At 61.0% G+C, this 11689-nt stretch carries 9 protein-coding genes; 8 read left to right on the top strand and 1 reads right to left on the bottom strand.

Translation table 11 applies throughout. The features are described 5' to 3' along the window. The first annotated feature begins 19 nt into the window (after positions 1 to 19). Positions 20 to 619, top strand: coding sequence for a CDP-diacylglycerol--glycerol-3-phosphate 3-phosphatidyltransferase (gene pgsA, locus ACXPUX_RS01315; RefSeq protein WP_458829449.1), 600 nt, complete (start codon positions 20 to 22; stop codon positions 617 to 619). Positions 620 to 1288: 669 nt separating this feature from the next. Here the strand turns inward: pgsA and ACXPUX_RS01310 are convergent. Next, entirely contained in the window at positions 1289 to 2452 is a 1164-nt protein-coding gene (locus ACXPUX_RS01310; RefSeq protein WP_458829447.1) for a trigger factor, read from the bottom strand. A gap of 263 nt (positions 2453 to 2715) precedes the next feature. On the opposite strand from ACXPUX_RS01310, the gene ACXPUX_RS01305 reads away from it, so the two are divergent. From ACXPUX_RS01305 to ACXPUX_RS01275, 7 genes are all read left to right on the top strand, one after another. Beyond that, the gene (locus ACXPUX_RS01305) at positions 2716 to 3888 is read left to right on the top strand and encodes an NAD(P)-dependent malic enzyme (protein ID WP_129872202.1); all 1173 of its coding nucleotides are present in this window, start codon (positions 2716 to 2718) and stop codon (positions 3886 to 3888) included. A gap of 15 nt (positions 3889 to 3903) precedes the next feature. Next, positions 3904 to 4743 carry a fumarate hydratase gene (locus tag ACXPUX_RS01300; protein WP_458829444.1) on the top strand — a complete coding sequence of 280 codons (840 nt, stop codon included), beginning with the start codon at positions 3904 to 3906 and terminating at the stop codon, positions 4741 to 4743. A gap of 13 nt (positions 4744 to 4756) precedes the next feature. Next, entirely contained in the window at positions 4757 to 5311 is a 555-nt protein-coding gene (locus tag ACXPUX_RS01295) for a Fe-S-containing hydro-lyase (protein ID WP_458829442.1), read from the top strand. Positions 5312 to 5517: 206 nt separating this feature from the next. Further along, on the top strand, positions 5518 to 5907 hold the full coding sequence (locus tag ACXPUX_RS01290; protein WP_015537258.1) for a metal-dependent transcriptional regulator: 390 nt from the start codon (positions 5518 to 5520) through the stop codon (positions 5905 to 5907). Positions 5908 to 6344: 437 nt separating this feature from the next. Further along, complete coding sequence (locus ACXPUX_RS01285) at positions 6345 to 9650, top strand: DEAD/DEAH box helicase (protein ID WP_458829440.1); 3306 nt, start codon at positions 6345 to 6347, stop codon at positions 9648 to 9650. A 15-nt stretch (positions 9651 to 9665) separates the two neighbouring features. Further along, positions 9666 to 10655 carry a dipeptidase gene (locus ACXPUX_RS01280; RefSeq protein WP_458829438.1) on the top strand — a complete coding sequence of 330 codons (990 nt, stop codon included), beginning with the start codon at positions 9666 to 9668 and terminating at the stop codon, positions 10653 to 10655. 159 nt (positions 10656 to 10814) lie between these two features. Continuing rightward, complete coding sequence (locus tag ACXPUX_RS01275) at positions 10815 to 11588, top strand: TSUP family transporter (RefSeq protein ID WP_458829436.1); 774 nt, start codon at positions 10815 to 10817, stop codon at positions 11586 to 11588. The last annotated feature ends 101 nt before the right edge of the window (positions 11589 to 11689 follow it).

The following is an 11689-nucleotide window of genomic DNA, read 5'->3' as shown; positions in this document are numbered from 1 at the left end:
GAATTGGAGGATAAAATCTATGAATCTGCCCAATAAACTTACCCTGACCCGCATTATTCTGGTGCCGGTGTTCATGATCTTTGTGTCCCTGACCGGTCTGGACGGCATCGTAGACGGCACTTTCAACCCCACCTTCTACCTGCTGGCCGGTATCGTGTTTGCGGCTGCCAGCTTCACCGACTTTCTGGACGGCCATCTGGCACGCAAGTGGCACATGGTCACCGATTTCGGCAAGTTTGCCGACCCGCTGGCCGACAAGCTGCTGACCACCGTGGCCTTCATCTACATGCTGCGGGACGGCGTGTGCAGCCCTGTGGTGCTGTGCATCATTCTGGCCCGTGAGTTTGCGGTGTCCGGTCTGCGCATGGTGGCTGCTGGTGCCAAGGACGGCAAGGTCATCGCCGCCAATATGTGGGGCAAGGTAAAGACCGTGCTGCAGATGCTGAGCATCATCTTCTACTTCTTCGGCACTGCCCTGAGCTACCGCGGCACGCTGGAAAGCGTTTCCATCGTGGTGGTGGTCTCCATCGCCCTGTGCTGGCTGGTGGCTGCTGTGACCGCCATCTCCGGCATCAAGTACCTGTGGGATAACCGCAGCTTTATCAACACTGCCAAGTAAAGATGTGGAAAACCAAAGGCCGCTGCACCTCACCGTGCAGCGGCCTTTTGCTTTGTAAGGAGAAAATGCAGCGGAAAATTCATCTGCAACGCCGCTGGGGGAAAGCTTCTGCTTGCTTTCAGCGTGCAAAGACGCTCCGCTGGGCCAGAGGCAGGGAGGGGTGTTCCGACTCCCCCCTCCCTACCTCTGGACTCCACCCACCCCGCAACGCAACAACTGCGACCGCCGCCAGCGGCGGAAACAGGGAGCAGTTGTTGGGACAGCGGCCAGCAAGACGCGAGTGCCGCCCAAGGCACGAAGCGGATGCTGGGTGCCGCAACCCGTCGTCAAGGGCTGCACGCCCTTAACAATCCTAAAGAAGAAGTCGAAGCACAAAAAAGCTAGCGCTGCGCCGGTCGGCGCTAGCGCTTTAACGCTTTTTTCGCTTCTCCATTTATAACCCCTCAGTCGCTGCGCGACAGCTCCCCCCGGGGGAGCGGGCACGCCCGCCGCGCCGCGCTTTCGCAGAAAGCGGCGCTGCAGCTGCCGTTTTCCGTTACGACCCCTCCCGTGAAAATGGGGTTCAGGAAAGTCCGCAGACTTTCCTGAACCCCAAAATTTAAAATAATCTTTCCGCTGAACATGGCTAGAGCGCAGCGGAAGCCATTTTAAATCGTGTTTTGACGTCTGTCAGGAAAGCACGGCGCTTTCCTCCACCTTATCCAGCACCGCCAGCTGCAAAGCGTTCAGCATACTGCGCTGTGCGCCGTAGGTGTCGGCGTAGGAGCTGTTGGCGCTGTCGATCTGCTCCTGTGTGGGGGTGATGTCCAGCTGCTCTGCAATGGCTTGCATTACAAGATCCTGCTTTGCCAGATGCTCAAAGTAGGCATCGGAATCTGCCAGAAATGCGTCCGCATCGGCGTAGCCCTTGGCCTGTGCGTAGGTATCCAGCTCCATGTCGTACTTAGCGGCAAGCTGAGAGTGGTAGTTCAGGAACATACGAATGTAGTAGCTGGTGATCTGGGTGGGGACTTCTTTAAAGGTGGAGTTCGTGAGCAGATAGTCCATCGCGGCGGTGTCCAGATTGTTGGCATACAGGGCACGGTCAAAGTACTGGCGCAGGGCGTCTGCGGTGTGCAGGTCGTCGCTGGCGGCAAAATTGCTCTCCACCCACTCGTCGGTCAGGGTGGGCACAACGCTCTGGGTGATGGCGTTCAGGGTCACGCTGAACACGGCCTCCTTGCCGCTGAGGGGGATGGTGTTGCCCTCGGCATCGGTGGAGTCGCCGTAGCCCTCCGGGAAGGTAACGGTCACGTCAAAGACATCGCCGATGTTGTGACCGATGATCTGATCCTCGAAGCCGTCAATAAAGGTGTGGCTGCCCAGCGTCAGGTCGTAGCCGGTGGCGGTGCCGCCGGTAAAGGCTACGCCATCCACCGCGCCGGAATAGTCGATGTTCACGGTGTCGCCGCTCTGGGCCGCCCGGCCGGTGATGTTCTGGGTGGTGGCGTACCGGTTCAGCAAAGTGTCGATCTGGGTCTGGATCTCGGCTTCGGTGGGCTCAATGTCTGCCTTAGAAAGCGGCAGCGCGGATACATTATCCGGCAGGGTCACATAGTCCAGTGCGCGGATGCCGGTCCAGTGGCCGTTATCGTCCAGTCCCTCGGAGTAATCGAAGCTGGAATAGTCGAAATCCGACACCTTGCCGTAGGTGGACACGCTTGCGCCGGATGCGGCAGAGGATGCCGTGGTGCCGCTCTGCTTCTTGGTCAGCATAAAGCAGGCGAAAACCACGCACAGCACAGCGGCTACCGCGCACAGCACACACAACAGGGTCTTGGTATTGCGTTTCAAAAGAGGTACCTCCTAAAAATAGCAGACCGTTTTCACGGAGAATGCAAATATCATACCTTACTATTATAACGGAAAAATGCGAAAAGAAAAGATTTTTGCTAAAATTCCACAAATGCCGCCCGGCACAGGTATCACTTTTGACCGCTTTGAGGCGGGAAATACCGCAAAACCGGTGGAAATACCCCGGCGGTTCTGCTACAATAAAACTGTATGAGCCTTTCCCTGCGGGGGAAAGCCTTTTGCTGAAATTGGAGGATAAAACCATGGATTACAATAAAGCAGCTCTGGAAATGCACGAGACCCACAAGGGAAAGGTGGGCATCGTGAGCAAGGTGGAGGTCGCCACCCGTGACGACCTGTCCACCGCCTACACCCCCGGTGTGGCCGAGCCCTGCCGCAAGATCAAGGAAAACCCCGACGATGTGTATAAGTACACCTTCAAGGGCAACATGGTGGCCGTTGTCTCCAACGGTACCGCCGTGCTGGGCCTCGGCGATATCGGCCCGGAAGCCGGTCTGCCTGTCATGGAGGGCAAGGCCGTGCTGTTCAAGGAGTTCGGCGGCGTGGACGCCTTCCCGATCTGCATCGACGCCCACGACGCTGCCAGCGTCATCGCTGCCTGCAAGGCCATCGCACCCACCTTTGGCGGCATCAATCTGGAGGATATCAAGAGTCCCGAGTGCTTCGAGATCGAGGAGACCCTGGAGCGGGAGCTGGACATCCCCGTGTTCCACGATGACCAGCACGGCACCGCCATCGTGGTCACCGCTGCTCTCATCAACGCCCTGCGGGTGGTGGGCAAAAAGATGGAGGACGTGCACATCGTCCTGAACGGCCCCGGCGCTGCCGGTACTGCCATCATCAAGATGCTCATGACCGCCGGTGCCAAGGACATCGTGGCAGTGGATCAGTTCGGCACCCTGTACAAGGGCTGCAACAGCGCCGAAGCCCACAAGAACTGGCTGGGCGAGGTGACCAACCCCCGCCAGATCAAGGGCGGCCTGAAGGAAGCGCTGGAGGGCGCAGACGTGTTCATCGGTGTGTCCCGCCCCGGCATCCTGACCACTGAGCTGTGCAAGACCATGAACAAGGACGCCATCGTCTTTGCCATGGCAAACCCCACCCCGGAGATCATGCCGGACGAAGCCAAGGCGGGCGGCGTGCGCGTGATGGCTACCGGCCGCAGCGACTTCCCCAATCAGGTCAACAACGTGCTGTGCTTCCCCGGCCTGTTCAAGGGCGCGCTCAGCGTCCGCGCCCGGGATATCAACAACGAGATGAAGCTGGCTGCTGCCTACGCCATTGCAGACCTCATCACCGATGCCGACCGCAGCGAGGAGAACATCATCCCCGGCGCGTTCGACCCCCGCGTGGCTGAGGCTGTGGCAAATGCCGTGGCAAAGGCTGCCCGCGAGACCGGTGTGGCACGGCTGTAAGCGGAGGATACAGGCATGAGAACGATCTCCGCACAGAGCATTACGGATACGGTGGCGCGCCTTTGCATCCGAGCCAACACCCAGCTGCCGCAGGACGTGCAGGCCGCGCTGGAAAAGGCGCGGGAAGAAGAGCCGTGGCCGCTGGCAAAGAACACATTAGACCTGCTGTGGTCGAACCTTGACGCTGCAAAGGAGAAAGAACTGCCCATCTGTCAGGACACCGGCATGGCCTGTGTGTTCGTGGAGCTGGGCACCGAGGTGCACATTGACGGCAGCTTTGAAGCCGCCATCCACGAGGGCGTGCGCCGGGGCTATACGGACGGCTATCTGCGCAAGAGCATCGTGGCCGACCCGCTGCGCCGGGGCAACACCGGCGATAACACCCCCGCAGCCATCACGGTGCATCTGGTGGACGGCGAGGGCTGCCGCATCACGGTGGCGCCCAAGGGCTTTGGCAGCGAGAATATGAGCCGCATCCAGATGCTCAAGCCCGCCGACGGCGTGGAGGGCTTTAAAAAGTTCGTGGTGGATACCGTAAAGCTGGCCGGCTCCAACCCCTGCCCGCCCATCGTGCTGGGCATCGGCGTGGGCGGCAGCTTTGACAAGGTGGCGTATCTGGCCAAAAAGGCGCTGCTGCGTCCGCTGGATATCCCCAACCCCGACCCCTACTACGCCCAGTTGGAGCAGGAGCTGCTTACCGCCATCAATGCACTGGGCATCGGTCCGCAGGGCTTTGGCGGCAAAACTACCTGCCTTGGCCTTGCCATTGAGCAGATGCCCACCCATGTGGCGGGTCTGCCGGTGGCGGTGAACGTTTCCTGCCATGTGACCCGCCGCGCCAGCGCGGAGCTGTAAGGAGGGGAGAAGAATGGAATACAGACTGACGACCCCCTGCACCGCGCAGGATCTGGCCCCGCTGAAGGCGGGGGATACCGTGCTGCTTTCCGGTGTGGTGTACACCGCCCGGGATCAGGCACACAAGCGGATGATGGAAGCGCTGGACAAGGGCGAGACCCTGCCTTTTGATCTGGAAGGCAGCGCCATCTATTATGTAGGCCCCACCCCGGAACGCCCGGGCGAGGTCATCGGCTCGGCAGGGCCTACCACCAGCGGACGCATGGACGCCATGAGCCCCCGGCTGCTGGATCTGGGCAACAAGATCATGATCGGTAAAGGCAAGCGGGACGCCGCCGTCAAAGACGCTGTGGTGCGCAACGGTGCGGTGTATCTGGCTGCGCTGGGCGGTGCCGGTGCGCTGATGGCAAAAAGCGTGCAGACGCTGGAAGTGATCGCATGGCCGGACTTGGGCTGTGAAGCGGTGCGCCGCCTGACCGTGCAGGATATGCCCCTGACCGTGGTGCTGGACGCCCACGGCGGCGACCTGTACGAGGCAGGCCCTGCGGCCTATCTGGCTGCGCTGTAAATTGCACCCTTTGCACAAAACAGGGGCGGTGCAAAACCGGCAAAACAGCAGTTCTGTGCAGAAAAGTATGGTTAGTTTAACAAAACTTGCTGCGAATTACTTGCATCAACCGCAAAAGTGTGATATCCTTTAACATACGACAGAGGGTACACATACCCTGTCGGAAAAATCCCCCAGAGGGAATAAGGCAGGAGGCCGGACAAACCATGCAGATCCACCAGTCCGCGGAAGATTATCTTGAAACGATCCTGATGCTGAGCCAGCGTATGGGTAAAGTGCGCTCCATTGATGTTGTCAATGAGCTGGGCTTTACCAAAGCCAGCGTGAGCATCGCCATGAAAAAGCTGCGGGAGAACGGCTATATCGCGGTGGACGGCGAAGGCAACCTGACCCTGCTGGAGCCCGGGTTGGAGATCGCCCAGCGCATTTACAGCCGCCACCAGCTGCTGACCCACTTCTTTGTGCAGCTGGGCGTGGACGAGCAGACCGCCGCCGAGGACGCCTGCAAGGCAGAGCACATCCTCAGCGAGCAGACGCTGGAAAAGATCCGCGAAAGCGCCCTGCGCAACGATGCCGCCCATCCGCAGGCAAAGTGATTTGAGTTCAAAAGACACCGGAACGCCGAAAGATGTTCCGGTGTTTTTGCTTTTTATAGCGAAGAAGTTCGTGCCGCAAATGCCGTTTCCCGCTGCGACCCTTCCCGTGAAAATGGGATAACGGAGCGTCCGCAGACGCTCCGTTATCCCGAAATTAAAAATAATCCTTCCGCTGAATATGGCTAGCAACGACGACGACCGCCGCCAGCGGCGGAAACAGGAAGGAGTTGTTGGGGCAGCGGCCAGCAAGACGCACGTGCCGCCCAAGGCACGATGCGGATGCTGGGTGCCGCAACCCGATAGCGGAAGCCATTCAAAATCGTCCCGCCCGGCGTTTTCTAAACGTTTTTTACCCTTCTACCCTTGCATCCCGGGGTGGAACGCGGTATTCTTATAGAATAGGCCGGAACCGCGACAGCACAGGGGAGGGAGAACACATGGACGCACAGGAGATCCGCGCATTGCTGGGCAAAAGCATCTTTGAGCGGGCGCAGAAATACCGCAAGCGCATCCTGCAAAGCAGCTGCACCACCAACGAGGACGGGGTGCGGCATCTGACGGCGCTGGTGCAGGGCAGCGGGCCGGACTGCTATTATACGCAGGTCTGGCTGCGGGAAAACGGCAGCTTTGTCAGCGCCTCCTGCGACTGCCCCTATAATCAAAACGGCGACGGCACCTACTGCAAGCATATCGGTGCGCTGCTATTGCAGGACGCGGAAAAGAACCCGCCTGCCCCGGAGGCTCCGGTAAAGAAACTGGAGAGCATCCCCGGGGTGCAGCGGGGCGTGGCAGGCTTGAGCACCGAACCCCGCAAGGACAGTTACAGCGCTGGGCTGGATATGCTGTTCGGCCGCAAGTGGCGGGGAGAAGAGCCGGAGACCGATTACGCCGCCCAGCTGCTGCTGAAGCGCTACCAGCGGGAGGATGCGCAGCCCCTGCCCCAGCCCGCTGCCCAGCGCACCGGCTTTGCCCTGCTGGAACCGGAACTTACGGTGCACAACGACCGTATCTGGCTGCGGCTGCGGGTCTCGGACGGCATCGGCGGGCGGCAGTATCTGGTAAAAAGCATCCCGCAGTTTCTGGATGCGATCGAGCGGGGCGAAAGCGTCAGCTACGGGAAATCGTTGGCTTTCGTGCACCGGTGGGACGCTTTTGCCCCGGATGCGCAGCAGCTGCTGCGGCTGCTGCGCCGTCAGGTGAGCGCCCGGCAGGCATTTGAAGCCGAGGGCACGGTGCGCTCTGCTTGGGACAAAGGCCCGGCGGGCGGTCTGCCGCTGACCGGCGAGGGGCTGGATGCCCTTGTGGAGCTTTACGCCGCCGAGGGCGTTGTGGGCGGCTATACCCTTAAAGAGGGTCTGCCGGTCATCAGCCTGAAGGTGGAGCGCCGCAAAGGCGGCGTGCAGCTGAGCTGTACCCCGGCGCTCAGCGGGGTGCAGGGGCTGGACTATGCCTATCTGCTGGGCGAAAGCACCCTCTGGCGGATGCAGCGGGAGGAATGCCGCCGGGTGCTGCCGGTGCTGGAGACCTTTGGCGGGCGCAGCTTGTTCTTTACCAGCGCGGACGCCGCCGCCTTTTGCAGCTATGTGCTGCCGGAACTGGGCAACCGGGTCAACATCGTGGACCCCGACCGGCTGCTGCTGAACCAGATCCCGCTGGAACCGGTGGTGCAGTTTTATCTGGATGCCGACCGGGGGCTTACCGTTACGGCCTACCCGGTCTTTCTGTACGGAGAGGACAGGGTAGCCCCCGGCGAGCCGGTGCCGCCCGACCTTTTGCGGGATGCCCGCACCGAGAACCGGGCAAAGCGGCTGCTGGAAACCTATCTGGAACCCGAGACCGGCAAGCCGGGGCATTACAGCCTTTCCGGGGAGGAGGCGCTTTTCCAACTGCTGGAAGAGGGCATTCCCGCCCTGCTGGCCATGGGCGAGGTGTACCAGACCGATGCCTTCCGCAACTTACAAGCCGCCCCGCCTAAGATCTCGGTAGGGGTTTCGGTGCACGGCAGCGTGCTGGACTTGGAAGTGGACACCGGCGCCTTCCCGGTGGAGGAACTGCGGGAACTGCTGCAGTCCCTGCACCAGAAAAAACGCTACCACCGCCTGCGGGACGGCAGTCTGCTGCGGCTGGATGACAGTCTGGAAGGGCTGGACGAGCTGAACGACACGTTGGAACTTTCCGGCGCAAAGCTGAAGGACGGCCACGCCGCTCTGCCGCTCTACCGCGCCCCCACGCTGGACTGGGCGCTTTCGGGGCAGAACGGTCTGCGGTTCGACCGGGACGATGCTTTCCGGCGCATCAGCCGCAGCTTCCACGCCGTGCGGGACAGCGAATATACCCCGCCGCTCTCGCTGCAAAAGACCCTGCGCAAATACCAGCGGGACGGCTACCGCTGGCTGCGCACGCTGGACGGCTACGGCATGGGCGGCATTCTGGCCGATGATATGGGTCTGGGCAAGACCGTGCAGCTGCTCAGCTACCTGCTGGCCATGAAGGAAGGCGGGCAGCAGCTGCCCAGCCTCATCGTCTGCCCGGCGTCGCTGGTGCTGAACTGGCAGGAGGAATGCCAGAAGTTCACTCCGCAGCTGCAAAGCGTAGCCATGGACGGCGATGCCGCCCACCGCGCTGCACTGGTCGATGGGTGGGCGCAGGCAGATCTCGTCATTACCAGTTACGACCTGCTGCGCCGGGACGAAAAACTGTATGCCGGGCAAAGCTTTTACGCCTGCATTCTGGACGAAGCGCAGGCCATCAAAAACCACACCACCCAGAAATACAAGGCGGTGTGCCGGGTGAACAGCCGGGTGCGCTTTGCGCTGACCGGCACCCCGGTGGAGAACCGCTTGGGCGAGCTGTGGAGCATCTTCTCCTTTTTGATGCCCGGGTATCTGCCCCCCTACAAGACCTTCTGCGCCCGGTTTGAAAAGCCCATCGTGCAGGATGAGGATGCCAACGCCGTGCGGCGGCTGAACCAGTTCACCGGCCCCTTCATCCTGCGGCGCATGAAGTCCGAGGTGCTGCGGGAGCTGCCGCCCAAAACCGAGAATGTGCGCCGCGTCGAGCTGGAAGCGGAACAGCGCAAGCTGTATCTGGCAGCGGTGGTGGACGCCCGGGAAAAGCTGCGGGCGGCAAAGCCGGAGGACAAGATGACCGTGTTTGCCGTGCTGATGCGGCTGCGGGAGATCTGCTGTGACCCGCGCCTTGTGGCAGACAACTGGACCGGCAGCAGCGCCAAGCTGGAAGCCTGTCTGGAACTTGTCACCGAGGCGGTGGCGGGCGGGCACCGCATTCTGCTGTTCAGCCAGTTCACCTCCATGCTGGAGCTGCTGGCAAAGCGGCTGGACGAGGCCGGGGTGAGCCACTTCACCCTGCAAGGCTCTACCCCGAAGCCGGTGCGTGCCGAGCAGGTGCGCCGGTTCAATCAGGGCGAGGCGGACGTCTTTCTCATCTCGCTGCGGGCGGGCGGCACGGGCCTCAACCTGACCGCCGCCGATATCGTCATCCACTACGACCCGTGGTGGAACCTTGCCGCGCAAAATCAGGCCACCGACCGCGCCTACCGCATCGGTCAGCGCAACCCGGTACAGGTGTATCGGCTGATCGCGCAGGACACCATTGAGGAAAAGATCGTGGAGCTGCAGCAGGCCAAGCAGTCGTTGGCCGACACCGTTACCGGCGGGGCAGACGGCGCGATTCTGTCCATGAACCCCGAACAGCTGCTGCAGCTGCTGGGAGAAGAAGCATAAAGGAGTGCATCCATCATGAAGGTTTGGGATCTGCATTGCGATACCCTGTACGAACTGCGCCGCGCCGAAAAGGCGGGCGCACCCAAAAGCTTTTTGCACAACGATCTGCATATCGACCTCGAAAAATTGCAGCAGGGGGATTATCTGCTGCAATGCTTTGCGGCCTATGTGGATCTGGCCGACCCCGCACCCGGAGCCGACCCGCTGGTAAGCGTGCTGGAGGAGATCGACATCTTCAAGCGGCTCATGGCAGCTTACCCGGAAAAAATCGCCCCGGTGTACACCGCCGCCGACCTTGAGCGCAACCGCGCCGAAGGCAAGCTCAGCGCCATGCTGACGGTGGAAGAGGGCGGCTGCTGCAAGGGCAGTCTGGGCGTGCTGCGGCGGCTGCAGGAGCTGGGCGTGCGCATGATGACCCTGACATGGAACTACCCCAACGAGCTGGCAGCCCCCAACGCAAACCCCGGCGGGCCGCTGGTAGCCAACACCGAGACCGGCCTGACCGAGCGGGGCTTTGCCTTTTTGGAAGAAATGGAAAGGCTGCATATCACCGCAGACGTGAGCCACCTTTCCGATAAGGGCTTCTGGGACATCGCAAACCACAGCACCCGTCCCTTTGCGGCAAGTCACTCCAACTGCCGTGCTCTGTCGCCCCACAACCGCAACCTGACCGATGAGATGATCCGCGCACTGGCAGAAAAAGGCGGCATTGCGGGGCTGAACTACTGCGCTTCCTTTGTGGACGCAGACTCGGCACACCCGAAGCTTTGCCGCAGCACGGTGGAGCGGCTGGCAAAGCACGCGGCGCACTTCAAGCAGGTGGGCGGCATTGAGGTCATCAGCCTTGGCAGCGATTTTGACGGCATCGGCGGCCAGCACGAGCTGGAAACGGCGGCAGATATGCCGCTGCTGGCCGAGGCACTGCGCCGCGAGGGCTTTACCGAGGACGAGGTGGAGGCCATCTACTGGCGCAACGCCTACCGCTTCTTTAAAAACAACCTGTAATAAAACGTCTTAAAATTGCAAAATATGCCCGGGATACTCCTGCGCTGCGCGGGTATCCCGGGCTGTGTATTGCCCTGCGAGGGGAGGTTTTATATGGTCTGAGGCGCGCGTCCCCTGAAAAAGAACAAACGACTTGGAAAGATAAGAGGAATTATAACAATGGGTATCACGATCTCGCCGTGGATGATGGCGTTTCTCATTCTGATGACCGGCTTTGCAGGTTTTGTGGATTCGGCAGCCGGCGGCGGCGGGCTGATCAGCCTGCCTGCCTATCTGTTCGCCGGGCTGCCGCCCCACTACACCTATGCAACCAACAAGTTCAGCGCCGCCTGCGGCACGACCTTTGCCACGGCAAGCTTTTTCAAAAGCGGTGCCATGAATGTGAAGGTGGGTGTTCTTGCGGCCATCGGCAGCTTTGCGGGCAGTGCGCTGGGTGCGCACATCGTGCTGCTGCTCAGCGACGAGATGCTGCGCACCATGATGTTCATCATCCTGCCGGTGGCGGCGGTCATCATCCTGTGGCAGCGCAACCTGCCGGACGAGAACCGGGACGACGGCACGCTGGGCCTGAAAAAGATCCTACTGGCGCTGGCTATCGGCTTTGGCATCGGCCTGTACGATGGCGTCATGGGCCCGGGCACCGGCACCTTTGCCATCATCGCTTTTACCACCCTGATGGGCTTTGACCTGCGCACCGCCAACGGCAACGGCAAGGTGCTCAATCTGGCCAGCAACTACGCCAGCCTGTTCACCTACCTGATGAACGGTCTGGTGGTGTTCCACATCGGCATCCCCTGTGCAGTCAGCAACATTCTGGGCAACCTGCTGGGCTCCCACTTCGCCCTGAAAAAGGGTGCCCGCTTCATCCGCCCCATGATGCTGGTGGTGCTGGTGCTGCTGCTGGGCAAGCTCATCTCGGACGCGGTGCTGTAAGGCAGGGCGGGACGATTTGGAATGCGCTCCGCGCTGCTCTGCGCATCAATAGCGGAAAGAATATTTTATATTTCGTCATACCGGAGCGTCTGCGGACGCTC

Source organism: Faecalibacterium sp. PGM34, assembly GCF_054456555.1.
Note: the sequence above shows the minus strand (reverse complement) of the source record. Positions and strands in the feature narration are given on the sequence as shown.

Excerpts from the sequence above, each read along its gene's own strand:
- pgsA (WP_458829449.1), top strand. The coding sequence starts at position 20 with ATGAATCTGCCCAATAAACTTACCCTGACCCGCATTATTCTGGTGCCG.
- ACXPUX_RS01280 (WP_458829438.1), top strand. The coding sequence starts at position 9,666 with ATGAAGGTTTGGGATCTGCATTGCGATACCCTGTACGAACTGCGCCGC.
- ACXPUX_RS01290 (WP_015537258.1), top strand. The coding sequence starts at position 5,518 with ATGCAGATCCACCAGTCCGCGGAAGATTATCTTGAAACGATCCTGATG.
- ACXPUX_RS01305 (WP_129872202.1), top strand. The coding sequence starts at position 2,716 with ATGGATTACAATAAAGCAGCTCTGGAAATGCACGAGACCCACAAGGGA.
- ACXPUX_RS01285 (WP_458829440.1), top strand. The coding sequence starts at position 6,345 with ATGGACGCACAGGAGATCCGCGCATTGCTGGGCAAAAGCATCTTTGAG.
- ACXPUX_RS01275 (WP_458829436.1), top strand. The coding sequence starts at position 10,815 with ATGGGTATCACGATCTCGCCGTGGATGATGGCGTTTCTCATTCTGATG.
- ACXPUX_RS01300 (WP_458829444.1), top strand. The coding sequence starts at position 3,904 with ATGAGAACGATCTCCGCACAGAGCATTACGGATACGGTGGCGCGCCTT.
- ACXPUX_RS01295 (WP_458829442.1), top strand. The coding sequence starts at position 4,757 with ATGGAATACAGACTGACGACCCCCTGCACCGCGCAGGATCTGGCCCCG.